A 25,417-nucleotide genomic window follows, 5' to 3' on the forward strand; every position below is an offset into this window, starting at 1 on the left:
CACGCCCTCAGTCGTGCCCTGTCACGGCTCCCAGCAGGTCGCGGATGTGCGCGGCCGCCGAGGCGAACTCCGGACGGGCCATCGTCGTCGAGTAGTCCCGTTCGGCGGGCAGGCCGACCTCGATGACCTCCTGGACCACCGCGGGACGCCGCGTCAGCACGACCACCCGGTTCGCGAGGTACACCGACTCCGCGATCGAGTGCGTCACGAGCAGCACCGTCGTGCCGGTCTCCCGCCACACCCGGTGCAGCTCGACGTTCATTTGCTCGCGCGTCAACGCGTCCAGCGCGCCGAACGGCTCGTCCATCAGCAGCACGCGCGGCTGGTGCAGCAACGCACGGCACAACGCCACGCGCTGCTGCATGCCACCGGACAGCTCGTGCGGCAGGGCGCTCTCGAAACCGGAAAGCCCTGTCATCTCGATGAGTTCGTCGGCTCTCCTGCCCGCCTCGGCCGAGTCCATCCCGCGCATCTCGGCCTGCAGCAGGATGTTCCTGCGCGCCGACCGCCACTCCAGCAGGGCCGCGCGCTGGAAGACGAACCCGATGTCGTGCCGCGGGCCGCGGACCTGCTCGCCGAGCAACGACACCGAGCCCGACGAGGGCGTCAGCAGGCCGGACACCAGCTTCAGCAACGTCGACTTGCCGCAGCCGGACGGCCCGACGATGGACACGAACTCGCCCGGCGCCACGTCGAGCGACACCTGCTGGATCGCCGTCACCTCCGTGCGCTTCGACTGGAAGCGCACGGAGACGTCGCTGATCTCGACAGCGGAGGTGGTGGTTCCCGAAGTCACGCTCATCCCTGCGGTGCTCATCCCCTCGGGGCCACACTTTCTTCCCAGTAGGCCGACGGGTCGGCAGCCTCCTTGATGATGCCGGTCTTCTGGAAGGTGTCGATGGTCATCTTCCAGTCCTCGACGGTGTTGACGCCCGGCGCCTTGTCCTTCGTGGCATCGGTGTGCAGCAACGTCAACGTCGTCCTGAACTGTTCCAGCACGACGGTCGGTGACGGCAGCTGCTCGGCTGCGCCCTTCATCGACTCGGCCGCGGCCTCCGGCGCCTTCTCGGCCGCCGCCCACGCCTCCTGCGTGGCCGTGACCATCTTCTTCACCAGCTCGGGATCCTTCTGCAGCATCGACTTCGACGTCAGCAACCCGTTGCTGAAGTAGTTCAGCCCGAACTCCGAGAAGCGCAGGTACCCCACGTCCTTGCCGGACTTCTCCTTGATCGTCGGCCCCTGGTCGGACGCGAAGCCGAGCAGCACGTCCGTGCGGTTCGAGATGACCGCGGCCATCTTCCCCGCGGGGTCGATGTTCTGGATGGAGACGTCCGACTCCTGCATGCCGTTCTGCTTCAGGAAGGCCGGGAACGTCTTCGTCAGCGCGTCCCCCGCCGTGGTGGCGACGGACCTGCCCTTCAGGTCCTCGGGCTTCTTGATGTTCTTCTCGGTGAAGAACTGCACGGAGGCCGGGGTGGTCTGCAGGAACACGCCGATGCTCTTGGCCGGCACGCCCTGCTCGACCGCGGTGGCCAGCGCGGACGTGTCGGCCCAGCCGAAGTCGGTCTGGCCGGCGCCGGTGGCCGTGACCGTCTTGCCGGAGCCCTGGCCCGCCTGGATCTTCAGCTTGATGCCGTGCTTGTCGTAGATGCCCTGCTTGACCCCGTAGTAGAACGGCGCGTGCTCGCCGTACGGGTACCAGTTGAGGGTCAGCGTGACCTCCCTGGCCTCCCCGCCGGACCCGGACGTCGTACCGCCGCCCCCACCGCAGGCGGCGACCAGCAGCAGTGCGGGAAGTGCGCCTGCGAGCAGTTTCTTCATGATCCGCCCTTCGCTAGGAGTGTTGTGACGGCGGCGCCGCGCCGGCTGGCGTGCCACGGCAGCACCAGCTTCTCGGCGAGGTCGAGCAGGAGGAAGAGCAGCACGCCCACCAGCGAGACGACGATCAGGCCCGCGAACAGCATCGGTGTGTCCATGTTGCCGTTGGCCTGCAGGATCACGTAGCCGAGGCCTTCGTTGGAGCCCACGAACTCGCCGACCACGGCACCGGTCACGGCGAGCGTGACAGCGACCTTCAGGCCCGCGAAGAGGTGCGGGAGGGCCGCCGGGAACCGGATCTTCACGAACGTCTTGACCGGACCGCCGCCCATCGTCGCGGCGAGCTCGAGCATCTCGGTGTCGACCGACTTGAGACCGGTGACCGTGGAGATGACCACGGGGAAGAACGCCATCAGCACGGCCACGATCACCTTGGGCTCGAAGCCGAAGCCGAGCCACACCACGAACAGCGGAGCGATCGCGATCTTCGGGATGACCTGTGCGAACAGCAGGATCGGGTACGCGGTGCTCTCGATCGTCCTGGAGTAGACCATCGCGACGGCGACCAGGACGCCGAGGACGCCCGCGATGACGAAGCCGAGGACTGTCTCGTAGGTGGTCACCCAGGTGTGACCGGACAGGTACGACCACTTGTCGGCCAGCAGGCCGAAGGTCTTGGCCGGTGACGGCACGAGGTAGGCCTCGACCAGGCCGGTGACGGTGACGAGGTGCCAGATGGCGAGGCAGGCGGCGAGCAGCGCGGCCGGGCGCCACGCCCGCTCCACGACGCCGCGCCAGCGATCCGCCCGAACCGTGTCCACGAAACCCCCTGAGGTCTCGGAAAGCGCTTTCCAGGTACGCTATGTCCGGTCCACTGCACGGTCAAGGAGGAGGATCGATGCAGCTGGACCTGACAGTTGATCACTTGGACGTCCACGCGGTCGAGGCGACCGCGGTCCCCGGTGGGACGTTCGAGACGCCTGAATCGATTCTCGGCCATTGTCCGCGGTTCGGTTCAGGAGCTGTAGGTGTTGCCGGCGTGGTCGCGGCCGCGGGCGAGGTAGATCCTGTGGTCACCGGTTTTCAGGAACCGGACCGTGGTCGGCATGTACCGCATGGTGTAGCCGCAGCGACGGGTGGTGCTGCGGTTCGGCGGGCTGCCGTGCACCAGCATGGCCGAGTGCACGCTGCACGCCCCGCGTTCCAGTTCCACGTCGACGGCGCGGGACTCGTCCACCGCCGTCTCCTGGTTGAAGAACGAGTCCGCGGTGCCGGTGTGCTCGACGGCCGCGAGGTGGCTGCCCGGGATCACCCGCAGGCACCCGTTCTCGACGGTCGACGGGTCGATCGCGAGCCACACGGTGATCGCGTCGCCCGCGGGCGAGATGGTGTCGCGCCAGAAGTGCGCGTCCTGGTGCCACGGCACGGGTTTGCCGTCGCCCGCGGGCTTGCAGATGAAGTGCGACGAGAACAGCGCGATGTCGGGGCCGATCAGCGACTCGACGAGGTCCAGCACGTCCGGGTCCAGCAGCCACTGGAACAGCGCGGGGTCGGTCAGGTGCGGCACGTCCATGTGCTCGGGGCGCCGCCCTTCGGGCAGGGCCGCCAGCTTGGCCTCGAAGTGCGCGGCCAGCGCCTCGAACTTCGCCGGTGCGAGCACGCTGGAGTGCGTCTCGTAGCCATCGGTCTGGAACATGGTCACCTCACGAGTAGGCCGGTCTCCCTGTCGTAACGCAGAACGCGTGCGGGCGGCGCGTCCACGGTCACCGTCGCACCGATCTCCGGCTCGTCGTCCTCGGGCACGACGTAGCCGATCTGGTCCTCGCCGCAGTCGAGCGTCACCAGCGACGTCACGCCGAGGTTCTCCACAATGGACACCTCGCCGGTGAACAGGCCGCCCGCGGCGGGTGAGAGGTACTCGGGCCGCACGCCGATGATCTCCGAGCCGCGGGGCACGAGATTCATGGGCGTCGAGCCGATGAAGTTGGCGACGAACGTGTCCGCGGGCCGTTGGAACACCTCGCGCGGTGTGCCGAGCTGCCGGATCCGGCCGTCGTCCATCACCGCGATCCGGTCGGCCAGCGCCAGCGCCTCGGCCTGGTCGTGCGTCACGAACACCGTCGTCAGCGCCAGCTCGCGCTGCAGCTTCTTGAGGAACGTCCGCGCCTCCAGCCTCAGCCGGGCGTCCAGGTTGGACAGGGGTTCGTCGAGCAGCAGCACCTCGGCCGACGCCGCGACCGCGCGGGCGAGCGCCGCCCGTTGCTGCTGACCGCCGGAGAGCTGGCCGGGCCGCCGGTCCAGCAGGTCGCCCAGGCTCAGTCCTCCGGCGGTGCGCACGGCCGTCTCCCGCTGCACGGACTTGGCGGCGCCGCGCACCCGCAGCGGATAGGCGATGTTCTCCGACACCGTCATGTGCGGGAACAGGGCGTAGTCCTGGAACACCATCGCCACCCGGCGCTCACCGGGCTGCAGCCGCGTGACGTCGCGGTCGCCGATCGCCACGGTTCCGTCCGTGGCGCCTTCGAGGCCCGCGATGGTGCGCAGCAGCGTGGTCTTGCCGCAGCCGGACGGGCCGAGCAGGGCGAACAGCTCGCCGTCGGTGATCTTCAGGTCCAGCGCGTCCACCGCCCGCACCCCGTTGGGGTACACCGTGGACAGACCCTCGGCAGTGATAGCCGCCATCAGCTCTTGATGCCTCCGTGGAATCGGAACCCGTACCGCTTGCTCACGAACACGTACAGCACGACCACCGGGATCGAGTACAGCAGCGAGAACACCGGGATCACCGTCAGGTTGGCGCTGCCGCCCTCGTCGTAAAGGGTGCGCAACAGCACGGCCGCCGGCTGCCGGCCGACGTCGCGCAGCAGCAGGAACGGCAGCAGGAAGTTGCCCCAGGCGTTGACGAACGCCCACACGAAGATCGTGGCGACACCGGGCCGCGCGACCGGCAGCACGACGTGGGCGAGCACCTGCGGGGGTGAGGCGCCGAACACCCGCGCCGACTCCTCGTACGACCTCGGCACGGCGTCCACGAAGTCCTTGAGGATGAAGATGGCCGCGGGCAGCATGCCGCCCGCGATCACCAGCGCCGTGCCGAACTGCGAGTCGATCAGGCCGAGCTGCAGCATCATCACGAAGATCGGCACCATCGCGGCCGTACCCGTGACGACGCTCGACAACAGCAGGAGCAGGTACAGCAGCAGGTCACGGCCGGGAATCCGCACGCGCGACAACGCGTAGGCCGCCAGCGCCGCGAGCACCGTCGTCACCACGGTCGCGATCGCGCACAGCACCAGCGAGTTCACCAGCGACGTCAGCGCGTACGGGTGGTCGAAGGTCGCCACGACGTTGCGCCACGTCCAGTCCGGCCAGCGCAACCCCAGTCCGGGCTTCGAGTCGAACGGCGCCGAGGCCAGCCACAGCATCGGCACCGCGAAGAACGCGAGCACCACCGCGATCAGCACGTAGAAGCCGATCCGCCGGACGATCCACAGAGGACTCACGCCCGCCTCCGCAGCAGTCGCAGGTACACCAGGGCGATCACCAGGTTGCCCACGAGCAGCAGCATCGACATCGCGGACGCGTACCCGAGCCGCCCTCCTTCCAGCGCCTGCCGGTAGATCAGCACCGGCAGCACCTCGGACTGGTGGTTCGGGCCACCGGACGTCAGCAGGAACGGCGTGAAGTCGTTGGCCGTCCACAGGCTGATCAGCAGCGTGTTCGTCAGCACGTGCCCGCGGATGTGCGGGAACACCACGTCCCGCACGGTCTGCCAGCCCGACGCTCCCGCCAGCCGCGCCGTCTCCAGCTGCGAGGGCGGCACCGCGGCCAGCGCCGAGGTGTAGAGCAGCATCGAGAACGCCGTGCCGCGCCAGACGTTGAAGATGACCAGGCTGGTCATCGGGTACTGCACCAGCCACGACGTCTCCGGCTGCCCGAGCAGCAGCCCCAGGGTGCCCGTGTCGCGGCTCAGCACGGCGAACCACAGGAACGCGACGACCGTGCTGGGCAGGATCCAGCAGAGCAGCACCAGGCCCTCGGTCGTGCGCCGCAGCCACGGGCTGACCGAGCGCAGCAGCCACGCCAGCACGAAGCCGAGCACGTTCTGCCCGATGACGGCCGAGAACAGCACGAACAACGCCGTCAGCCACAGCGAGTTGGTGAACAGCGGGTCGCGGACGGCCTCCGCCAGGTTGTCGAGGCCGACCACCTGGGGGTTCGCCGCCGCGGGCCCGGTGAGCTGGTAGTTCGTGATGCCGATGTAGAGCGTCCACAGCGCTGGGAAGACCAGGAAGACCCCGATCAGCAGCAGCGCCGGCGCGACGAACCCGGCCGCGCGCCGGACGCCCAGGCCGGAGCTATCCAACGTTCTGCTCGCCGACCGCCTTCACCAACGCCTCTCTGTAGGACCGGGCGACGTCGTCGGGACTCCTGCCGGACACCACGTCCGCGGTCGCTTGCTGCAGGGCGGCCGACACCTTGGGGTAGTCGGCGAGGCCCGGCCGGTACCGGGTGATCGGCAGGACCTTCTCGGCGACGAACGACAGCATCGGGTCGCCGCCGAGCACCTGGTCGTTGACGTCCTGCCGCTGCGTGAGCTGCGCGGTGCCCGCGAGCGACTCCTTGACGGCCTCCGCGGAGTTGAGGAACTGCATGAACTCCCAGGCCTGCCGGGGGTACTGCGTGTTCGGGTTGATCACGCGCACGCCACCTCCGGACATGCTCACGAAGTCCTGCCCGCCGACGCCCGATCCCGGTGACCTGGCCGGGACCAGCGCCCAGCCGACGGCGGCGTCGCGGTCCGCCATCCTGGCCACGCCGTTGGCCGGCTCCAAGACGGACCGCCAGAAGTAGTCGCTCTCCAGCAGGATGCCGATCTTGTTCTCGCTGAACAGCGTGAACGAGCGCTGGCGGCCGTTGGTCTCCTGTTGCAGCACGGGATCGCCGAGCCCGCCGCCGTAGATCTTCCGGTAGAGCCCGAGCACGTCCTTGAGCTGCGCGGAATCCCCTTGCCACTTCCCGTTCTCGTAGACGGGCCTGCCGGTGCCCGCGAGCGCGGGCAGCACGCCCTGCATGGTCGTGGCCTCCCCCATCGCGCTGCCGGCGTTGAGCTGGATCGGCGTCACGCCCTGGAGGCCCTTGAGCTTCTCCCCCGCGTCGAGCACGTCCTGCCACGACCTCGGTTGCCAGTCCGCCGGCAACCCGGCCCGGGCGAACAGCTTCTTGTTGAAGAACAGCACGCGCCCGTCCGTGCCCATCGGCACGCCGTACCGCTTGCCGTCGAACTCGCCGAGCCCCTGCACGGCCTTCGGGATCTGGTTCCAGCCGTCCCAGCCGGTGTCGCCGACGACCTCGTCGAGGGGCTTGATCTGCCCGGCCTGCGCGAACTCGCCGAGCCAGATGCCGTCGATCTCGATGATGTCCCCGCCACCACCGGTCTTCAGGTCGAGCGCCACCTTGGTCTTGTAGTCCTCGTCGCCGGTGCCGTTCTGCTCGAACCTGATCGTCGCCGTGACGCCCTTGGCCTTCTGCAGCTCGGTGAACCTGGGGATCACCCAGTTCTGGATCCAGCCGGCCCCGCGCGCGTTCTTCCCGCCCACCGCCGCGTTGGCGACGATCGTCAGTGTGATCTCCTCGGCGTCGGCGTTGCGCGCCCGATCACCGTTCCGCGTCTGCCCCAGACACCCCGCCAGCAGCCCGCACACCACCAGCAGCCCGAACACCTTTGTTCGCCCCATCGGTCCAACATGGCACTGGATCACGACCGCCACAAGCGCTGTTCGAGCGGCCGCGTCGCGAAGGCGTCCGCCCGGTGCGGTGATCGGCGGTAGGGTCCGGACCGATGTCTGTCGAGTTCGCGGTACTCGGTCCCCTGCAGGTCCGCGTGAACGGCAGGGAGCTGCGGGTTGGCGGGTTCACCCGCCGGGCGGCGCTGGGGCTCCTGCTGCTCAACGCGGGCCGCGTGGTGTCGATCAGCGAGCTCACGGCGGCGCTGTGGCCTGACGGGCATCCGCCCACGGCACGCGGGATCCTGCTCAACGTCGTGTCGGCGTTGCGCAAGGCCGGGCTCGACATCGTCACCCGCAAGCCCGGCTACCTGCTGCGCGTGGAACCGGATCGCGTTGACCTGCACCGGTTCCGCGCCGCCCTCCACCGCGCCTCGGCCGCGCCGGGGCCGGAGCAGACCGCCGCGATCCTGCGGGACGCGCTGGCGTTGTGGCGCGGGCCCGTGCTCGCGGACCTGGCGGCGGACGGCGTCACGTGGCCGGCGCTGGTGGAGATCACGCACCTGCGCGACGGGGCGGTGGAGGACAGGTTCGACGCCGAGCTGGCGTGCGGGCGCCATCGCGAGGTGATCGCGGAACTCGAGGCGCTGGTGCGCGATCACCCGCTGCGCGAACGCCTGCGGGGCCAGCTGATGCTCGCGCTGTACCGGTCCGGCAGGCAGGCCGACGCGCTCGCGGTCTTCCGTGCCGCCCGCGAACGCTTCGCCGCCGAGCTCGGCATCGATCCCGGGCCCGAACTGGCCCGCCTGGAACGGGCGATCCTCACCCAGGACCCGGCGCTCGCGGCCACGGCGTCGCCCACGACGACCGTGCTGGAACGCAAGAAGGTGAGCGTCCTCGTCGTCCGGCTGGAACTGCCGGGAGCGGACGAGGCCGCCGACGAACGGCTGGAGACCGCGGTCGCACGAGTGCTCAGGCACGTCGAGGACCTGGGCGGCACCACCGTCACGACGCTCGGCTCGACGGTCTGCGCGGCGTTCGGGGCGCCGGTCAACCGCGAGGACGACGCCGCACGGGCCGTGCGCGCCGCGTTCGAGATCACCGGCGAGCATCCGGCGGCCGCCGCGGTGTCCACCGGGCCCGCGCTGGTGACGTCCGGCGATCGCGTCGAGGTCGGCGGTACGGTGCTCGACGCCGGTCTGCGGTTGCTCGCCGGGACCGCGAAGGGCGAGGTCGCCACGTGCCCGGTGACCGAACGAGCGCTCACGCCGACCGGGGACGACGCGCCGTTCGTGGGCCGCGCGCAGGAGATGGCCCTGCTCGTCGAGGCGTACGAGCAGGTCAGGGCGACGAATCGGCCGAGGACGATCACGCTGGTCGGTGAGCCGGGCGTGGGCAAGAGCAGGCTCGTCCGGGAGTTCGCCACGGGCCGCCGGACGCTCACCGGCCGCACGCCCCCGTTCGCGCGCGACGACGTGTTCGCCCCGCTGGCGGAGATCGTGCGGAGCCACGCGCAGATCTTCGACACCGACGACGCCGCCGCGGTCACCGCCAAGATCCAGGCGATCAGCGACGACCCGTGGCTCGTCACCCAGCTCTGCGCGCTGGCCGGAGCGGGCCCGCAGGGCGCCGACGCGCTGATGGCGTGGCGCAGGCTGGTCGAGCACCTCGCGGAGGAGCCGCTGGTGGTGGTCGTCGAGGACGTGCACTGGGCCGACGAGCTGCTGCTCGGCTTCCTGCACGGGCTGGCCGACACCGCGGACGACGTGCCGTTGCTGGTGCTCCTCACCGCACGCCCGGGCCCACCTGTCCGCGGCGAGTCGATCACGCTCGGCGCACTGTCCGAAGAGGACACCGCACACCTGCTCGAAACGCTGATGGACCGCCACGACGTCGTGGCGGACTTGCGGACGCTGTTGCGACGGGCGGCGGGCAACCCGCTCTTCGCCGCCGAGTACGTCCGGATGCTCCGCGACGGTGCCCCGGACGCCCTCCCGGAGACGGTGCAGACCGTCATCGGCGCGAGGCTCGACTCGTTGCCACCGCTGGAGAGGTCCGTGTTGCAGGACGCCGCGGTGATCGGTCCGGCGGTCTGGCCGGGCGCGGTCGCGGTCGTCGCGGAACGAGACCCCGCCGAGGTCACGCGCTGCCTGGAGGTGCTGGCACAGCGGGACTTCCTGAAGCGCCAGGCCAGCAGGGTCTTCGGTGAGAACGAGTACGCGTTCAGCCACGTGCTGGTGCGCGACGTCGCCTACGACCGGGTTCCGCGTGGCACCAAGGCGATGAAGCACTACCACGCGGCCGAGTGGGTGCGGGCGCTGCCGCTGGAGCACGTTCCCCTGCTGGCGCACCACTTCCAGGAGGCGGTGTGGATCGCCGAGGCCTCCGGGAAGCCGTGCGACATCATGGGCAGGAAGGCGAGGACGGCTCTCACCGACGCGGGCCGCAGGGCCACCTCGCTGGCCGCCGGGGACACCGCGATCCGGTGCTACCGCGCCGCTCTGGCGGTCTGCCCGCCCGGTCATCCCGACAAGGCCGGTCTGCTCACGTTGCTGGGATCGAGCCTCGCGGCGAGCGGTGGAGGACTCGGGGAACTGGCCGAAGCCGTCGAGCTGCACCTCGGCGCCCAGGACTTCGCGGGCGCGGCGGAGGCCTCCCGGGCGGCCTGGCGCGCCACCTGGCACCGGGGCGACCACGCGGCGGCCGAACGGCACCTCGACCGCACGATCGAGTTCCTCGCGCTGGCCGGGCCCGACGAGCGGGTGTCGGGTGTGCGGGCGTACCTCGCGCACTCCCTGACGCTCGTGGACAGGCTGGACGACGCGATCAGCGCCGCGCGGGAGGCGTTGCGCGGCGCCACGGGCGTGGAGCGGGCCATCGCGCTGGAAGCCCTGGGCCTCGCCAGGGTCAAGCAGGGCGACCCGGACGGCGTCGGCGACCTGCGCCAGGCCGTGGCCGAGCGCAGAACGGCCGGCGTCTCGCCCAGCCTGTGCCTGTTCAACACGGGCACCGCCTACGCCGTGCTCGGTGACGTCGGGCAGCGGCTCGCGGTGAGAGCCGAAGCACGGGTGGCCGCCCGGCGGCACGGCGACGACGACACGATCACCTGGCTCGACTCGTCCAGCTACCTGGACCTGCTGTGGGACGGCCGGTACGCGGAGGCCCTCCAGCAGCTGGACGAGTCTCTCGCCCGCTCCCCCGGCCAGTCCCACCTGCACGCCGCTCGCAGCCGCGTCCGGTTGCTGACCGGTGATCTCGGCGGGGCCGCCTTGGACGCGGACCGGGCGCTGGAGCTCGCGAGGAGCAAGGGCCATCCCGGCGAGTTGCAGCACCCGCTGACGCTCAAGGCCCGCATCGCGCTCCACCACGGCGGCCCGGCGGAGGTCGGCGAGCTGCTCACCCTGCTGCCCGGCCGCCAGATCACCGGCCCGATCGGCGTCGACCTGCCGATCGTCCTCGCCGCCGCGGGCCACGGCCCGGACTGCCTCGACGGGGTGTCCTGGTCGCGCTGGAAGGACGCCGCCGTCGCCTACCTCCGCGGTGACCGGCGGGAGGCCCTCCGGATCTACCGGGAGATCGGCTCCGAGCCCGACGCGGGCGATGAGTCGCTGGTTATCGGACGGAAATAGCGTCCGGGGCGTGCCCGCGACCCCGCGCTACTACCAGGCCAAGACCCGGCTGCTCGACCTGGTGAACGAGCTGCCCGACAACACCCCGTTCCCTCCGGAACGCGAGCTCTCGGACGTGTTCGGCATGTCCCGCACCACCATCCGCAAGGCGCTGGACGAGCTCGTGCTGGAGGGCAGGCTCGTCCGCGGGGCGGGCCGGCAGGGCACGGCCGTCGCGCCCCGCGGGCGGATCCACCGGATCGGCCTCGACGCGCTGGTGCAGGACCTGGCCGCGCGTGAACAGGTCGTGGTCAGAACCATCGGGCAGGACGTGGTCAACGTCGAGTCGGTCCTCGTGCGCGGGGACGAACCGGTCGGCGTGCGGTCGGCCTGCCTGCGTGCGTCCCGCTTCCCCGGCTTCGCCGAGCGCTACGACCGCACGACCCCGCTGCGGCGGTTCCTCTCCGACGCCTACGAGGTCCGGTTCGGCGAGGTGTGTCCCTGGTGCACCACCGCTCTGGCCACCCCTCGCGTCGCCGGACTGCTCGACGTCCGCCCCGCCACACCGCTGCTGTCGGTCGCGTGGCTCGGCCACGACCACCGCGGTGCGCCGGTCGAACGGTCGTGGGCCGTCCTGCGCGGCGACCGCGCGCGCCTCACGATGCAGAGCCCGCGGCTCAGCGCACCTGCTCGGCCTTGAACTGCATCCGAGGCGACGCGTAGAACTCCTGGGCCTGCACCAGCCGCAGCTCGCGCTCACCGGAGCGGTAGGTCAGGTCGATCAGGTCGAAGACGCTGGACGCGGTGCGCTCCAGCGCCACCGCCGCGTCCTTGGTCTCCACGTAGTGGGCGGTGAACAACGCGGCCGTGACGTCGCCGGACCCGTTCGCCTTGAACGGCAGGTGCGGGGTGGTCACGAGCCACGCCCCGGCGGCGTCCACGACGAGCATCTCGATCGTGCCCTCCTCCCGGTCGGGCCGTTCGACGCTCGTGACCAGCACGGTCGACGGGCCCATGGCGCGGGCGAGGTCGGCCGAGGCCAGCGTCTCCTCGAGACCCGCCGGCTCGGTGCCGGTGAGGAAGCCCAGCTCGAACTGGTTCGGGGTGATGATGTCGGCCACCGGCACGACCCGGTCGCGCAGCAGCACGGGGATCTCGGGCGCGACGAAGCACCCGGACTTGGCGTTGCCCATGACCGGGTCGCACGCGTAGAGCGCCGCCGGGTTCGCGGCCTTCACCCTGCGCACCGCGTCGATGATCACATCGGCGATGCCCGTGCCACCCTGGTAGCCGGACAGGACGGCGTCGACCTGCCCGAACACCCCGCGTTCCTCCACCCCGAGCAGGATCTCGGCCACGTCCGGCGGCGGGATGAGCGGCCCGCGCCAGGCGCCGTACCCGGTGTGGTTGGAGAAGTTCACCGTGGGGATCGGGACGACCTCGACCCCGATGCGCTGCAGCGGGAACACGGCCGCGGAATTCCCGACGTGGCCGTGGGCGACCACGGACTGGATGGACAGAACCTTCATCCGTCCACCCTAGAACGCCAGGTCCCGGGCGCCTCACCGAGACCGCATAGTGTGAACGGGTGGCCGCCCGACGCACTGTGCTGAAGACCTTCGCCCTGCTCCCGCTCGCCGGGTGCGCGACTCCACAGGAGACGGTTCCGGCCGGCACCACACCGCCACCGGCCACGACGACGAGCGCGGCGCCCGTGCGGCACGACGCGTTGTTCGAGCTGGAGAAGAAGTTCGGCGCACGGCTGGGCGTCTACGCGATGAGCGACAGCGGCAGCACGATCGAGCACCGGGCGGACGAGCGGTTCGCGTTCTGCTCGACGTTCAAGGGCCTCGCGGCGGCGGCCGTGCTGCACCGCAACCCGATGTCGCATCTGGACACCGTGGTCACGTACACCGAGGCCGAGCTGATGAAGAGCTCGGCCGTCACGAGGCAGAACGTCCGGACGGGCATGAAGCTGCGCGACCTGTGCGACGCCGCGGTCCGCCACAGCGACGGCACGGCGGGCAACCTGCTGCTGCGCGACCTCGGCGGCCCGGCGGAGCTGACGAGGTACCTGCGCGAGCTCGGCAACACCGAGACCCGCATGGACCGCGTCGAGCCCGACATCACCTCGGCCACGCCCGGCGACCCGCGCGACACCGCCACCCCGCGCTCGCTCGGCACGGACTACCAGCGGATCGTGCTCGGGGACGCCCTCGAACCGGCGAAGCGCGACTTCCTGACCGGCCTGCTGGAACGCTCGGTCACCGGGGCGAAGCGCGTCCGGGCCGGGGTACCGGCGGGCAGCAGGGTCGCGAGCAAGACCGGCACGGGCGGGCACGGCACGGTCAACGACATCGCGGTCGTGTGGCAGCCGAACCGGCAGCCGATCCTGATCGCGGTCATGTCCAGCAAGTCCGCAGCGGACGCCGAACACGACGAGGCACTCGTCGCCGAAGCCGCCGCCTACGTCGTCAAGACCCTCACCTGACGGACGACACGTCCGCCCACACGGTCTTGGAGTCCGGGAACCGGTTGTGCCCCCACACCTGCGCCAGGCCGTTGACCAGCAACAAACCCCGCTGCCTGCGTCCGAGGAACCCCATCCGCCCGAGTTGCGGGAACCGGCCGGGCGTCCCGTCGTCGACCTCGACCCTCACCACCTCGCGCTCCGGAAGGCACAGAATGCGCGCACGTCGCTGCGGGGCCGCGTGGTGGTAGGCGTTGCTCACGAGTTCCGTGGCCACCACCATCACGTCGACCACGACGTTCTCGTGCATTCCCCTCAGGAGACGACGAACTTCCGCGCGCACGTTCGCGAGCGGCAGAACACCCTCCGGTAGGACGAGGTCCAGTCGTTCGGTGGACCGTCCTGCAATACCCATCAGCATCTCCCCGCGCCCTGTTGTTTCAAGGCACGAGCCTCGGTACCCCAGAGCGCACAGATCGAAACCTGCCGGCCTTCCATCACGCTTCCCTCGGAAGAACGGCCCACACCACGGTGCCGCCGTGAGCCCTGTCCACACCCCAGCGGTCGGACAGCCGGGCCACCAGGACCAGGCCGTACCCGCGCTGCGGACGGGACACCTTGCGCAACGGCGGATGGGCACGGGCGTCGTGCGCGATCTCGATCCGGATTTTGTGCTGTTCGACGACCACGCGCAAGAACGACGGTTCCGAGGTGTACCGGTAAGCGTTGCTGACCAGTTCGTTCACCACCAGCAACACGTCGGCCACGGCGTCGGTGTCCTCACCCGTCAACTCCAGCCGTACCCAGCGGCGGACGGCCGCAAGGGACGGTCGTTGCCTGCCCAGGGGCAGATCCGCCGCCTCGCCCGTCCTGGCTGCCTGGTCGCGAGCCAAACCGCTCCTCGGTCAGATGATCAGTTCGGGCGCGGGTTACCCGGGTGCATCCGCCGCCAAACCAATCGTTCATCAACTTGAACTACCCTCACTGCTCCGCCGCGAATCCAGGGGGAAGAGCATGCCCAGGTCCTTGACGCCGTTACTGGCCGCGTTGCTGGTCATGTACTCGGTGCACCAGATGCTCACCGGCGTCGTCGGCCCGCTCACCGGCGCACTCGCGCTCAGCGCGTTCCAGCTGAGCCTGGTGTTCACTGTCACCTCCGTGACGATCACCGTGGCGAGCGTGCTCTGGGGACTGCTGTTCGACGCCGCGGGACCGCGTCCCGTGCTGTTCGCCGGGCTCGTGCTGAGCGTGGCCGGGCCCGCCGGTTTCGCGGCGGCGGTCGCGTTCGGCCTCGACGAGACGCTGACCCCGGACCTGGCGTTCGCGTTGGTGCTGGTGTTCCGCTCCGTGCTGTTCGGCGCGGGCCTCGCCGCGGTGCTCGTCACCGCGCTCGCCGTCGCGGGTCTCTCCACCCGCGGCGAGACGGCGCGCACCCGAGCCATGGGCTTCGTCGGTGCCGCTCAGAGCCTCGGCGGTGTGATCGGCCCGGTCGTCGGCGGCGCGCTCGCGGTGGGGTCCCTGTGGTTGCCGCTGTACGTCGCGCCCGTGATCGCTCTGCTGCTCTCGCTCCTGGTCCTCGTCACCGTGAAGCCTCTCGCCCCGCAGGCGGAGGAACCGGTGCGGACCCAGCCGCTGCTGCTGGTGCCCGCCTTCGGCACCGGCTTCTTCCTGCACCTGTCACTGGGGATGGCGCAGGTCGTCGTCGTGTACCTCTCCGCGGAGAGACTGCGAGAGACCACGGGCAGCGCCGAGGGCGTGCTGTTCGCCTCCGTCATCGGGCTCGTGCTGACGCAAGGGCTGCTCGTGCCGCTGCTGAAGTGGTCCCCGGCCCGGCTGATGCGGATCGGCTCCCCCGTCTCGGTGGCCGGGTACGCACTGCTCGCGGTGGCGCCGTCCTCCGCGTTGATGGCACTGGCGTTCCTGGTGGTGGCCGTCGGCGTCGGTCTCGCGCTCACCGGGTTCACCGCGGCGGCCTCGCTCGGCGTCGGGCCTCGGCACCAGGGGCTGATCGCCGGGCTGGTGACCACCACGAGCGGGCTGACGTTCGTCGTCGCGCCGATCCTGAGCGCGCTGCTGTACGAGGTGGAGCCCGTCCTGCCCGTGCTCGCCGCCGCGGTGGCCGCGGTCGTCGCGACCGCTTTGTCGTTCGTCCCCGTGACACCGCGGGTCCCCCGGCCGGTGGCCTGAGGCCGTGCGGATCGAGGCTGCCGGACTGATCGACAAAGCCACTACGCTGCGCACGTGACGCGTTACCTAAGCGTGCTCGTACTGGCACTGCTCGCCGCGATGGCCATGGCCGTCCCCGCGCAGGCCCACGCCGAGCTCAAGAGCAGCAATCCGGCGTCCGGCGCGGCCCTGGCGGCCCCGCCCGAGCAGGTCGAGCTGGTGTTCAGCGCGCCCGTCCAGCTGCCGGACGGGGACGCGGTCACCGTCACGGCGGCCGACGGCACCAAGCTGCCGGTCACCCAGGTGCAGGCCGTCGACAGGACGATCACGGCGAAGATCGACACCGCGGCGGCCAAGTCCGGCGCGCACACGGTCGCCTGGTCGGCCAAGTCCGACGACGGCGACACCGTCAACGGCACGTTCGGCTTCACGATGACCGTCGTGGCGCAGTCCACGTCGGCCAGTGCCCCGCCGTCGTCGGTGACGCCGAGCGCGCCGGTGTCGAACACTCCCCCGCCGGCCGCGTCCTCCGAGTCCGGTGGCGTACCGGTCTGGGTGTGGATCGCGATCGGGCTAGCGGTCGTCGTCGGCGCGATCCTCCTGGTCCGCCGCCGCAAGCCGGAGACCCCGTAGCCGTTCGCTCAGGAGCGCGCGTTCGGCCGGGTGTCCAGCCCGGTCGAGCGCGGCCTCCAGTGCCGCCGCCGGATCTTTCCCGAGCCGCTGCAACAGGTCCGCGCGCACGGCGTGGAACAGGTGGTAGCGGTCGAGGTCGAGCGCGTCGACCTCCAGCAACGCCCGTTCCGGGCCTTCCGTCTCGGCCAGGGCGACGGCGCGGTGCAGGGCCACGACGGGGCTCGGCGTCAACGCCATCAGCTGGTCGTAGAGGGCGACGACCTGGTGCCAGTCGCTCGGCGGGTCGCTGTGCACGGCGTTGATCGCGGCCTGGACCTGGTACGGACCGGGCCGGTTCCAGCGCAGGCAGCGCCGCACGAGGTCCTGCCCCTCCCGCACCAGGTCCGCGTCCCAGAGCGCCCTGTCCTGGTCCTGGAGCAGCACGATCCGGCCGTCGCGCAGCCGCGCCTCGCGCCGGGACGCGACGAGCAGCATCAGCGCGAGCAGCCCCCACACCTCGGGTTCGTCCGGCATGAGCGCCGCGAGCACCCGGCCGAGCCGGATCGCCTCCTCCGCGAGCGCCGCCCGGTCGAGCCAGCCCTCGTTGAAGATCAGGTAGACGACGGCGAGCACGGCCTTCAGCCGGTCGGGCAGGTCGGCGTCGCGGGGCACCCGGTACGGGATGCGGGCCGCGCGGATCTTGCCCTTCGCGCGCACGATCCGCTGCGCCATCGTGGGTTCCGGCACCAGGAACGCCTTGGCGATCTCCGCCGTCGTCAGGCCGCCGAGCAGTTTCAGCGTCAGCGCGACCTGGGCGGGCAACGCCAGGGACGGGTGGCAGCAGGTGAAGATCAGCCGCAGGCGGTCGTCGGGCACGTCCCCCACCTCCTGTTCTTCCGGTTCGTGGTGCAGCAGTGCCGCCTGCGCGTGCTTCTCCTGGCCCTTGGCCTCCCGGCGCACCCGGTCGATCGCGCGGTTGCGGGCGGTCGTGATGATCCACCCGGCCGGAGCCGGCGGGACGCCCTCGACCGGCCACCGGAGCACGGCCGTGGCGAAGGCGTCCTGCACCGCCTCCTCGGCGAGGTCGATGTCGCCGAGGAGACGGGTCAGGACGGACACCGCACGGCCGTACTCGGCCCGGAAGACCTCTTCGACCATCAGGACGCGACGGGCCTGACCTCGATCGACAACGGGCTGAGCACGCCCGCGAGCCGGCGGCCCCACTCGAGCGCCTCGTCGAGGTCGGCGGCCTGGATGACCGTGAAGCCGCCGATGTGCTCCTTGCCCTCGGCGAACGGACCGTCCGTCATCAGCACGTCGTCGTCCTTCGCCGTGAGCACGGTCGCGGTCGACGGCGGGTGCAGGCCGGCGGCGAACACCCAGGCGCCCTTCGCGCGCATCTCCTCGTTCAGTTCGGCGAGCTTCGTCATGATCGGCTCGAGCACCTCGGGCGGCGGGACCTCACCGTCGGGCTGGTAGATGCTGAGCAGGTACTTCTGCGTCATGGTGGTCTCCTTTCACCCTTTGTACGAACGGCGCGGGCCCGTTTCGACGACCATGGCGACATGATCGGGTTGATCCTCCCGCTCGACGACCCGCGGGCCGTGCTGGCCGTGGCCGGCGGCAAGGGCGAGTCGCTGGCGAGGCTCGTCCGCGCGGGCCTGCCGGTACCGGCCGGGTTCCACCTCACGACCCGCGCCTACCGCGAGCGGTCGATGGAAGGGCTGCTGGAGGCGTTCCGCGCGCTCGGCGGGCCGGTGGCGGTGCGGTCGTCGGCGACCGCGGAGGACCTGCCCGGGCTGTCGTTCGCGGGCCAGCACGACACGGTGCTGAACGTGACCGAGGACGGGCTGTTCGACGCGGTCCTGCGGTGCTGGGACTCGCTGCGCTGCGACCGCGCCGTCGCCTACCGCGAGCACAACGGCGTCGGCTCGGCCGAGATGGCGGTCGTCGTGCAGCGGATGGTGCCCGCCGAGGTCTCCGGCGTGCTGTTCACCGCGGACCCGGTGACGGGGCGGGCCGAGCCGGTCGTCAACGCGGTCCGCGGGCTCGGTGAGGCGCTCGTCAGCGGAGCCGGGAACCCGGCCGACGTGCTGTCCGCCGATCAGAAGGCCTCGCTGGTCGCGCTGGGTGCGCGAATCGAGGCCCTGTACGGCACGCCGATGGACATCGAGTGGGCGCTGGCCGGCGGCGGGTTCCAGATCCTGCAGGCGCGGCCGATCACGTCGTTGCGCGTCGAGTGGAACGACACGCTCGACGGCGACTACCTGTGGTCCAACGGCAACGTCGGCGAGGCGATCCCCGAGGTGATGACGCCGGTGACGTGGTCGCTGGTGAAGGAGCTGTCGGGCACGGCGATCGGGCCGCACCGGATCTCCGGCAACATCGGCGGCCGCTTCTACCTCAACATCAGCACCTACACCGCGCTCGGCGCGGCCGTGGGCAAGGCCGACGAGATGCTGCGCGCCGGTGAGGAGACGTTCGGGCGCATCCCGGCCGGCGTGACCGTGCCGCCGCTGCCGATGTCGCGGGCGGCGATCCTCGGCGCGGTGCTGCGGAGTGCGAGCGGCCCGGTGAGGCAGCAGCTCCTGTACCGGACGCGGCTGCCCCGGCTGGTCCGCGACAACCCCGCGCGGTGCACCGCCGCACGACGGGCCATCGCCGCGTGTGCCACGCCGGAGGCGTTGCTCGCCCTGTGGCGCGACGACCTCGACCAGCTGCTGCGGTTCGTGTGCCCGATCCTCGACGCCGGCGCGCGGATGGCCGGAGGCGGGCGGGCGGCGGTGCGGCGCGAGCTCGTGGCGCTGGTGGGCGAGGAGGACGCGGCCACGCTGATGACCGGGTTCCACACGGGCGCCGGGCTGTCGAGCGTGGGGCCGCTGATCGGGCTGGCGCGGGTGCGCTCGGGTGAGCTGAGCTGGGAGGAGTACGCGCAGGAGTGGGGGCACCGGTCCCACGACGAGTTCGAGATCTGCCAGCCGCGTCCCGCCGAGTCGCCGGAGTGGCTCGCGGCGCAGCTGGACGCGCTGGCGGACCCCGTCGCGTTGCTGGAGCGGCAGGCGGCGGCGCGGGCGGCCGCCTGGGACCGGCTGGTGGCGGCGCACCCGCGACGAGCACGCCGCATCGAGCGGCGGCTGGAGCGCATCGGTGCCGGTGCGCGGGCCAGGGAACAGGCGCGGTCCGAGATGGTGCGCGTGTTCTGGGTGATGCGGGCGTTCGTGCTGCGGGCCGGGGAGCTGACGTCGTCCGGGGACGACCTGTTCTTCCTGCCGATCGACGACGTGCTGCGCGTGCTGGGCGGCGAGACCTCGTTGCTGGACCGCGTTCCCGCTCAACGGCAGGCCTATGAGCGCTATCGCGCGCTGCCGCCCTACCCGGCCGTGATCCGCGGCCGGTTCGACCCGGAGTCCTGGGCCGCCTCTCCGGACCGGCGGGCCGACTTCCACGACGCGACCTCGGACGTGCCGATGCCGCCGGACGTCACCGGGTTCCCCGGCTCGGCGGGTGTGGTCGAGGCAGTGGCCCGCGTGCTCACCAGGATCGACGACGGCGGGACGCTGGAACCCGGCGAGGTCCTGGTGACCTCGGTGACGAACGTCGGCTGGACGCCGTTGTTCACCCGCGCCGCGGCCGTCGTGACCGACGTCGGCGCGCCCCTGTCGCACGCGGCGATCGTGGCGCGCGAGCTGGGCATCCCGGCGGTGGTGGGCTGCGGCAACGCGACGACCCGCATCGCCACGGGAGACGTCGTCCGGGTCGACGGCGTGCGGGGCACCGTGCGGAAGGTGCGCTGAAGCCCGTGGTGGGCCGCAATCAGTTGTGCGCCGGCACGCCCTGCATCGAGACGAGCTGGCGGCGCATGCGTTCCCTCACCAGGTCGATGGCCTCGGTGACGGTGTCGCCGTCCGCGTAGGCCTGCACCTCGACCCACTTCAGGTCGAGCCGGGCGTGCGCGTGGATCACGGACTTGTCCGAGGTCAGGTTGACCCAGGCGAAGTCGACGCGGTCCGGTGCGTAGCGGTCCAGCGAGCCGATCCGCGCGGACGCGTAGTCCCTGGCCTGCTCTGGAATGGCGTCCGCGAGTGAGACCTGGATGTAGTCCATCGACACCTGCCTCCTCGAGCCGTGCGGCACCGCCGCGCGGCCGCTTCGAGGATACGAGTCCGATCGCGACGCCGAACCGGGCGTAAGTCCCTACGGCGCAGGGACTTTGTGCCGAGAGGACGACGTGATCAGGTCTTCGGCACCAGGGAGGAGACCCGCTGGTCGAGCTGCTCCTCGGTGGGCGAGCCGGTGAGCATCTCCACGGAGCCGTTGACGCCCACGAACGCGAACGCCGGCTGCGCGGTGACGCCGAACCGCTTCCACACCGCGCCGTCCAGGTCCGCCAGGTGCGGGAAGGCGGACATCCCGTGGTCGCTCACGAACTTCTTCATCGCGTCGAGCTGGTCCTCCGCGGCGACACCGACGAACTGGACCTTGCCGTGCCGCTTGGCCACCGCCTCGACCGTCTCCGCCTCGGCGTTGCACGCCGGGCACCACGGCGTCCAGAACCAGAGCACGGCGGGCTGGCCGACCAGCTTGTCGCCGCGGAACTCCGCGCCCTCCAGGGTCTTGGCGGTGAACTGGAACTTCTCCGGCGTCGGCGTCTTCTCCGCACAGCCGGTGAGCAGCAGGATCCCTAGCAGCACTCCGAGGATGCGCATTCGGCCCCTCACCTCCTGTCCGGGCGTACGGCCTCGCACCGCCTCCGGTTCACCGGCCTGCCCCGCGGCGGAAGACCGCGGTGTCCGGCTCCGCCGGTGTCTTGATCACTCGGCTCGCCGAGGAGGTCACGCCCGCGTGGTCCAGGCGGCGATCTGGGCGCGCGACCGCACGCCCAGCACGGACTTGAGATCGCGCACGTCCGCCTCCACGGTCCGCAGCGACACGTGCAGCCCGTCCGCGATCTGCTTGTTAGTCAGCCCTTCCGCGACCATCGCGGCGACGCGCAGCAGCCGTTCGTCACGCCACGAGAGCGCGGCCTCCTCCGGTTCGGCCTGCGGGCGCGGCGCCGTGACGGACACGCCGGGCAACGCGAACTGCCGGACCGACTCGAGCATCGTGAAGTCGGGTTCGAGCAGCGACCGCGACCGCAGCCGCTCCGCCACCTCCTGCTCGACGGAGCCGGGCATCAGCGCGAACTTGTGCAGCGCGATCTTCTCGGCCTCGGTCAGCAACTCGTAGCCGCGGTCGAACGCGGCGTGCAACGACCGGTGGTGCGCCGGAGCGTCCCGCGGCCCCGTGGTGAGCACGGCGAACCGGTCGTCCAGCCGCGCCACGATCTCCTCCAGCGTCAGCACCCGCACCAGCCGCGCCGCCAGTTCGAGCGCCAGCGGCAACCGGTCCAGCCGCGCGCACACCACGTCCAGCAGCGGGGCGTTCTCGTCGAACTCGCTGTCGACCGCCACCGCCCGGTCGCCGAACAACCGCTTCGCGTCGCGCGCACCGAGAGGCCTCAGCCGGTACACCTGTTCCCCCGGCACGTTCAGCGCCTGATGACTCGTGGCGAGGACGCGAAGCGACGGGTGCGCGGCGATGAGGTCCGCGCAGCCGTCCAGCACGTGCTCGCACCCGTCCAGCACCAGCAGTCCGGGCCGCGGCGCCCCGGCGAGGAGGTCCAGAACCCTGCCGGCCTCCGCCAGCTCGACCACCAGCACGTGCTGCCGGTTCGCGATCACCTCGTGCACGAGCCGCGACTTGCCGACCCCGGGCGGCCCGGTCACGGTGACGATCCTGTTGCGCCCCAGCAGAGTGGTGAGCTCGGCCAGCTCCGTGGTGCGGCCCGCGAAGGTGTCGAGGCGCGGCGAGGCGGGGGCGACGTCGCGGGCCCGCCTGCGGTAGGCGCGCTGACGGCACGCGCCGGAGCAGTACTTGGCGGTGGTGGTCAGGCCAGCGCCGCACTCCTCACACGTCACGGGGCACCCGCCTTCGCACCGCCTGGGCTCCGCTGGGCAGGCTCGCGCAGGGGTCCCCTTCGGGTCTGGGTCCCCCGCGTCCCACCGTAGCCAGCAGGTCTGACACTGCGGCTCATCGTGCCGACGCCATCAGCCTTGCGGGCCGGTATGGCGCACCCGCTCACCGCCGGCAGGTCCGACACCCGGATCACCGCGCCGAAGCCAGTGGCAGGTCCGGCAACTCGGCTCACCGTGCCGACGCCGCCGCGCCAACTCACCTCACCCACGCCACCGACAGCTCCGGCACCTCGGCTCACCACGGCGCCGCCGCCAGTAGAGCGGCCTCCCCACTCAGCATGTTCGCCACCGCTGACATCACCAGCAGATCGGGCGCACCCGTTCACCGCACCCACGCCACCACATCCGACGCTCCGCTCAGCGTGTCCCTTACCGCTGGCACCACCGGCAGGCCCGACGTAGCCGCGCATCACGCCCACGAGTCCGACGCTCCGCTCAGCGTGTTCCCCACCGCTGGCGGCACCGGCGAATCCGACGTATTCGCTCACCACGCCCACACACCACTCAGCGTGTTCCCTGCCGCTGGCAGCACCGGCAGATCCGACATGGCCGCTCACGCCAACAAGTCCAACACACCGCTCGGCGTCTCCCCTGCTGCTCACACCACCAGCAGACCCGACGCACCCGCCCACACCAACACATCCGCCGTCCCAGCCCACCGCGTCCACGCCGCCGACAGGTCCACCACGCCGCGGAGCAGGCCCCCGACCGTCAGGAAATGCGGCGCTCACCGCGCCCTCGCCGTCCGTGCCGTCCGTGCAGTCCGTGCCGCCAGCTGCGTCCGCGAACTCAACCCCAGCCGCGAGAGCATCTGCGTCACGTGCGACCGCACGGTCGCGACCGAGATCCCCAGCCGCACCGCGATCTCGGTGTTGGTCAGCCCATCCGCCACGAGGTCCGCGATCTCCCGCTGCCGCGCGGTCAGCGGTCCGTCCTGCCGCGGCGTGCTCACGTACGCGAGCAGTCCGGCGTGGTCGAGCCGCTCGCCCAGCGACCAGGCCCGCGACGCGCGCCTCGGGCCGGCGGAGGACAGGGCTCGTTCGCGTGCGTCCGCCACCATGCGGTTCCAGGGCTCCTCCTGCTGGGAGCCCCGTGTCCGGCGGGTGGCGGCCGCGGCCGCCATCAGCACCACGGCTCGGTCGGCGTCGCCGCGGTGCTCCGCCACGATGCCCAGTCCTTCGAGCAGGCCTGCCTCTGAGACGGCCGCGGGGGCGCCCACCTGCAGGGCGATCGTGAAGTGGTGCTCGGCCTGGTCCACGTCGTTCGCGGCCAGCGCGATCACGCCCGCGGTGTGCCGGGAGGCCATCAGGCGGAAGCCGTCCAGGACTCCGAGCGACAGCGACTCCAGCGCGGCCGCGAGGGCGGCGGTCAGGTCGTCCAGGCGCATCAGGAGCCAGGCGTGGTTGTTCAGGAACGTCATCAGCAGTTCCGGGTCGCCCAGGGAACGCGCTGCCGCCACCGACCGTTCGTTGGCGGTGTGCGCGCCGGCGAGGTCGGAGTTGATCCCCCGCGCGTAGCCCAGGGTGTTCCACCCGCGGGCCTCCCAGGCCGGTTGGCTCATGGCCGGATGCGCGACCAGTGCCTCCGCGTAGCGCAGCGCGGCCACCTCGTCGCCGGTGAAGCCGGCCAGCCAGGCCGCGCGGAAGAGCAGCAACTCCGCGTGCGACGTCAACGGGCCGTGCGCCAAGGCGGTGGAGGCCATGCGCAACGCCTCGCTGTAGGAACGGTGCAGGTACCAGACGTGCACGACGCCCGCGACGAGCCACGTGTGGCGCGGGTCGGTGCGCGGCACGCGTTCCACCGCCTGCAGCAGCTGGTGTTCCTGGCTCGTCAGCCACGTGTCCATGGCGGACGTGATCACTGGTGCCGCCGAGATGGACCGGATCGTCGCGGTCAGCGAGTCGACCAGCAGGTCGAACGTCGTCTCCGCCTCGCCGCTCTCCTCCAGCCGTGCCAGGCCGAACAGGCGGATCGACTCGAGCATCCGGAACCGCGCGCTCGACGACGACGGCGAGCGCACAACCAAGGACTTGGCGCGCAACGAGGCCATCAGCTGCACGACGTCCGCCCCCTCGCCGCACACCGCGGCCGCCAGGTTCAGGTCGAAGTCGCCGATCAGCGCGGAGAGCCTGCGCAACGCGGACCGCTCGGCCGGTGACAGCAGGTCGTAGCTCCACCCGATCACGGCGTCGAGCGTGCGGTGGCGCGCGGGCACGTCGGTGCGGGCCGCGGCGAGTTCGATGGCCAGCGGCAGGTGGTCCCGCACCGAGTCAGCGAGCTCCACAGCACCACCGCATTCCACGAACAGGTGCCGCGCGTCGGCCGGAGACAGCGGCCCGATCTCGACGCACATCTCCCCGGCGAGGTCGAGAGGTTCGCGACTGGTCACCAGAACGCGCAGGCGCGGGCACGCTGCCAGCAGCTCCGCCACCGCCGAGGCGGCCTCGCGGATGAGGTGCTCGCAGTTGTCCAGCACCAGGACGCGGTGATCGGCCAGCGCGCGCCGCACGGTCTCGTGCAGCGGCGAGTCCGGTTCCTCCCACACGTTCAGCGAGAACGCGATCACGTGCCACAGCAGATCGGGCCGGCGCACGGACTCCAGTTCGACGACGGCGTCACCGAGGCGCAGTTCGGCCGCCAGCCTCGACTTCCCCGCTCCGCCGGGCCCGACGAGCGTCACCAGCCGGTGCCGGCGCAGCAGCCGTCGCACGGTGGTCAGTTCCCGCTCTCGTCCCACCAGGCGAGTCCGCGAGTCCACCGACCACCACATGCGCGCGATTCTAGGAGCGAGGGCGATGCGAACAAATGTCGACCGACAAATGCAATACCGCTCACAAACCGGTTTGAGCTGCGCGAACACCGATTCGGGCGGGCGGGAACCCGCCTCCTGCTGAGACGGTGGTTCTCCCCCGTCTGCGGGCCGCCCAATTCCGGTGCGCGTTCCGACGATCCGGAATCCCGCCTGAGCCGACAGCAGGTCCGGACGGCTCGCTGAGATTCGTC

The 25,417-nt window shown here is 71.2% G+C and carries 23 protein-coding genes; 6 read left to right on the forward strand and 17 right to left on the reverse strand.

All coding sequences use genetic code 11. The annotated features are described in order from the left end of the window. Nucleotides 1-7 precede the first annotated feature (7 nt). From ORI60_RS12895 to ORI60_RS12930, 8 genes are all read right to left on the reverse strand, one after another. Nucleotides 8-796, reverse strand: coding sequence for an ABC transporter ATP-binding protein (locus tag ORI60_RS12895; RefSeq protein WP_266037411.1), 789 nt, complete (start codon nt 794-796; stop codon nt 8-10). Nucleotides 797-813: 17 nt separating this feature from the next. Next, nucleotides 814-1,821: an ABC transporter substrate-binding protein gene (locus ORI60_RS12900; RefSeq protein WP_266037412.1), complete on the reverse strand. Its 1,008-nt coding sequence runs from the start codon at nt 1,819-1,821 to the stop codon at nt 814-816. Further along, nucleotides 1,818-2,639 carry an ABC transporter permease gene (locus ORI60_RS12905; protein WP_266037413.1) on the reverse strand — a complete coding sequence of 274 codons (822 nt, stop codon included), beginning with the start codon at nt 2,637-2,639 and terminating at the stop codon, nt 1,818-1,820. The genes ORI60_RS12900 and ORI60_RS12905 overlap by 4 nt, the downstream gene beginning before the upstream one ends. 194 nt (nt 2,640-2,833) lie before the next feature. Next, a complete protein-coding gene (locus tag ORI60_RS12910) occupies nt 2,834-3,514 on the reverse strand; it encodes a phytanoyl-CoA dioxygenase family protein (RefSeq protein WP_266037414.1) in 681 nt (226 codons plus the stop codon). Nucleotides 3,515-3,516: 2 nt separating this feature from the next. Next, the gene (locus ORI60_RS12915; RefSeq protein ID WP_266037415.1) at nt 3,517-4,500 is read right to left on the reverse strand and encodes an ABC transporter ATP-binding protein; all 984 of its coding nucleotides are present in this window, start codon (nt 4,498-4,500) and stop codon (nt 3,517-3,519) included. Next, nucleotides 4,500-5,321: a carbohydrate ABC transporter permease gene (locus tag ORI60_RS12920; RefSeq protein ID WP_266037416.1), complete on the reverse strand. Its 822-nt coding sequence runs from the start codon at nt 5,319-5,321 to the stop codon at nt 4,500-4,502. The genes ORI60_RS12915 and ORI60_RS12920 overlap by 1 nt, the downstream gene beginning before the upstream one ends. Beyond that, nucleotides 5,318-6,184: a carbohydrate ABC transporter permease gene (locus tag ORI60_RS12925; RefSeq protein ID WP_266037418.1), complete on the reverse strand. Its 867-nt coding sequence runs from the start codon at nt 6,182-6,184 to the stop codon at nt 5,318-5,320. Before ORI60_RS12925 ends, ORI60_RS12920 begins: the two co-directional genes overlap by 4 nt. Beyond that, the gene (locus tag ORI60_RS12930) at nt 6,177-7,556 is read right to left on the reverse strand and encodes an extracellular solute-binding protein (protein WP_266037419.1); all 1,380 of its coding nucleotides are present in this window, start codon (nt 7,554-7,556) and stop codon (nt 6,177-6,179) included. The genes ORI60_RS12925 and ORI60_RS12930 overlap by 8 nt, the downstream gene beginning before the upstream one ends. Before the next feature lie 104 nt (nt 7,557-7,660). Here ORI60_RS12930 and ORI60_RS12935 point away from each other — a divergent pair, with 104 nt between their 5' ends. After that, on the forward strand, nt 7,661-11,173 hold the full coding sequence (locus ORI60_RS12935; RefSeq protein WP_266037420.1) for a BTAD domain-containing putative transcriptional regulator: 3,513 nt from the start codon (nt 7,661-7,663) through the stop codon (nt 11,171-11,173). 10 nt (nt 11,174-11,183) lie between these two features. Beyond that, nucleotides 11,184-11,852 (forward strand): GntR family transcriptional regulator, encoded by a 669-nt coding sequence (locus tag ORI60_RS12940; protein ID WP_266037421.1) that lies wholly within the window; start codon nt 11,184-11,186, stop codon nt 11,850-11,852. Here the strand turns inward: ORI60_RS12940 and pdxY are convergent. Then, a complete protein-coding gene (gene pdxY / locus ORI60_RS12945) occupies nt 11,830-12,681 on the reverse strand; it encodes a pyridoxal kinase PdxY (RefSeq protein WP_266037423.1) in 852 nt (283 codons plus the stop codon). The genes ORI60_RS12940 and pdxY overlap by 23 nt on opposite strands. A 59-nt stretch (nt 12,682-12,740) precedes the next feature. Between pdxY and bla the strand changes: the two genes are divergently transcribed. Next, complete coding sequence (gene bla, locus ORI60_RS12950; protein WP_266037424.1) at nt 12,741-13,643, forward strand: class A beta-lactamase; 903 nt, start codon at nt 12,741-12,743, stop codon at nt 13,641-13,643. Here bla and ORI60_RS12955 read toward each other — a convergent pair. Together ORI60_RS12955 and ORI60_RS12960 are read right to left on the reverse strand one after the other, a co-directional pair. Next, the gene (locus ORI60_RS12955) at nt 13,636-14,037 is read right to left on the reverse strand and encodes an ATP-binding protein (RefSeq protein ID WP_266037425.1); all 402 of its coding nucleotides are present in this window, start codon (nt 14,035-14,037) and stop codon (nt 13,636-13,638) included. The two genes, bla and ORI60_RS12955, sit on opposite strands and share 8 nt — an antisense overlap. Before the next feature lie 82 nt (nt 14,038-14,119). Continuing rightward, nucleotides 14,120-14,515, reverse strand: coding sequence for an ATP-binding protein (locus ORI60_RS12960; RefSeq protein ID WP_266037427.1), 396 nt, complete (start codon nt 14,513-14,515; stop codon nt 14,120-14,122). 121 nt (nt 14,516-14,636) lie between these two features. Between ORI60_RS12960 and ORI60_RS12965 the strand changes: the two genes are divergently transcribed. Both ORI60_RS12965 and ORI60_RS12970 read left to right on the forward strand, forming a co-directional pair. After that, on the forward strand, nt 14,637-15,809 hold the full coding sequence (locus ORI60_RS12965) for an MFS transporter (protein ID WP_266037428.1): 1,173 nt from the start codon (nt 14,637-14,639) through the stop codon (nt 15,807-15,809). 54 nt (nt 15,810-15,863) lie between these two features. Then, the gene (locus ORI60_RS12970) at nt 15,864-16,421 is read left to right on the forward strand and encodes a copper resistance CopC family protein (RefSeq protein ID WP_266037429.1); all 558 of its coding nucleotides are present in this window, start codon (nt 15,864-15,866) and stop codon (nt 16,419-16,421) included. Here the strand turns inward: ORI60_RS12970 and ORI60_RS12975 are convergent. Further along, a complete protein-coding gene (locus tag ORI60_RS12975) occupies nt 16,362-17,558 on the reverse strand; it encodes an RNA polymerase sigma factor (RefSeq protein WP_266037430.1) in 1,197 nt (398 codons plus the stop codon). The genes ORI60_RS12970 and ORI60_RS12975 overlap by 60 nt on opposite strands. Then, a complete protein-coding gene (locus ORI60_RS12980) occupies nt 17,558-17,905 on the reverse strand; it encodes a YciI family protein (protein WP_266037431.1) in 348 nt (115 codons plus the stop codon). Before ORI60_RS12980 ends, ORI60_RS12975 begins: the two co-directional genes overlap by 1 nt. Before the next feature lie 60 nt (nt 17,906-17,965). Between ORI60_RS12980 and ORI60_RS12985 the strand changes: the two genes are divergently transcribed. Beyond that, on the forward strand, nt 17,966-20,194 hold the full coding sequence (locus ORI60_RS12985; RefSeq protein ID WP_266037432.1) for a PEP/pyruvate-binding domain-containing protein: 2,229 nt from the start codon (nt 17,966-17,968) through the stop codon (nt 20,192-20,194). 19 nt (nt 20,195-20,213) lie between these two features. On the opposite strand, the gene ORI60_RS12990 is transcribed toward ORI60_RS12985, so the two are convergent. The 4 genes from ORI60_RS12990 to ORI60_RS13005 form a co-directional block, all read right to left on the reverse strand. Then, nucleotides 20,214-20,504 (reverse strand): HPF/RaiA family ribosome-associated protein, encoded by a 291-nt coding sequence (locus ORI60_RS12990; RefSeq protein WP_266037433.1) that lies wholly within the window; start codon nt 20,502-20,504, stop codon nt 20,214-20,216. A 128-nt stretch (nt 20,505-20,632) separates the two neighbouring features. After that, nucleotides 20,633-21,106: a TlpA family protein disulfide reductase gene (locus ORI60_RS12995; protein ID WP_266037434.1), complete on the reverse strand. Its 474-nt coding sequence runs from the start codon at nt 21,104-21,106 to the stop codon at nt 20,633-20,635. 126 nt (nt 21,107-21,232) lie between these two features. Next, nucleotides 21,233-22,357, reverse strand: coding sequence for a helix-turn-helix transcriptional regulator (locus ORI60_RS13000; RefSeq protein ID WP_266037436.1), 1,125 nt, complete (start codon nt 22,355-22,357; stop codon nt 21,233-21,235). A gap of 784 nt (nt 22,358-23,141) precedes the next feature. Beyond that, nucleotides 23,142-25,184, reverse strand: a complete 2,043-nt coding sequence (locus ORI60_RS13005; protein ID WP_266037438.1) for a helix-turn-helix transcriptional regulator — start codon at nt 25,182-25,184, stop codon at nt 23,142-23,144. Between the last annotated feature and the right edge of the window lie 233 nt (nt 25,185-25,417).

Source organism: Lentzea sp. NEAU-D7 (assembly GCF_026242055.1).
In the GTDB taxonomy this organism is placed as follows: Bacteria; Actinomycetota; Actinomycetes; order Mycobacteriales; family Pseudonocardiaceae; genus Lentzea.

Excerpts from the sequence above, each read along its gene's own strand:
- ORI60_RS12900 (WP_266037412.1), bottom strand. The coding sequence starts at position 1,821 with ATGAAGAAACTGCTCGCAGGCGCACTTCCCGCACTGCTGCTGGTCGCC.
- ORI60_RS12910 (WP_266037414.1), bottom strand. The coding sequence starts at position 3,514 with ATGTTCCAGACCGATGGCTACGAGACGCACTCCAGCGTGCTCGCACCG.
- ORI60_RS12915 (WP_266037415.1), bottom strand. The coding sequence starts at position 4,500 with ATGGCGGCTATCACTGCCGAGGGTCTGTCCACGGTGTACCCCAACGGG.
- ORI60_RS12930 (WP_266037419.1), bottom strand. The coding sequence starts at position 7,556 with ATGGGGCGAACAAAGGTGTTCGGGCTGCTGGTGGTGTGCGGGCTGCTG.
- ORI60_RS12935 (WP_266037420.1), top strand. The coding sequence starts at position 7,661 with ATGTCTGTCGAGTTCGCGGTACTCGGTCCCCTGCAGGTCCGCGTGAAC.
- pdxY (WP_266037423.1), bottom strand. The coding sequence starts at position 12,681 with ATGAAGGTTCTGTCCATCCAGTCCGTGGTCGCCCACGGCCACGTCGGG.
- ORI60_RS12955 (WP_266037425.1), bottom strand. The coding sequence starts at position 14,037 with ATGGGTATTGCAGGACGGTCCACCGAACGACTGGACCTCGTCCTACCG.
- ORI60_RS12965 (WP_266037428.1), top strand. The coding sequence starts at position 14,637 with ATGCCCAGGTCCTTGACGCCGTTACTGGCCGCGTTGCTGGTCATGTAC.
- ORI60_RS12975 (WP_266037430.1), bottom strand. The coding sequence starts at position 17,558 with ATGGTCGAAGAGGTCTTCCGGGCCGAGTACGGCCGTGCGGTGTCCGTC.
- ORI60_RS12980 (WP_266037431.1), bottom strand. The coding sequence starts at position 17,905 with ATGACGCAGAAGTACCTGCTCAGCATCTACCAGCCCGACGGTGAGGTC.
- ORI60_RS12985 (WP_266037432.1), top strand. The coding sequence starts at position 17,966 with ATGATCGGGTTGATCCTCCCGCTCGACGACCCGCGGGCCGTGCTGGCC.
- ORI60_RS12990 (WP_266037433.1), bottom strand. The coding sequence starts at position 20,504 with ATGGACTACATCCAGGTCTCACTCGCGGACGCCATTCCAGAGCAGGCC.
- ORI60_RS12995 (WP_266037434.1), bottom strand. The coding sequence starts at position 21,106 with ATGCGCATCCTCGGAGTGCTGCTAGGGATCCTGCTGCTCACCGGCTGT.
- ORI60_RS13005 (WP_266037438.1), bottom strand. The coding sequence starts at position 25,184 with ATGTGGTGGTCGGTGGACTCGCGGACTCGCCTGGTGGGACGAGAGCGG.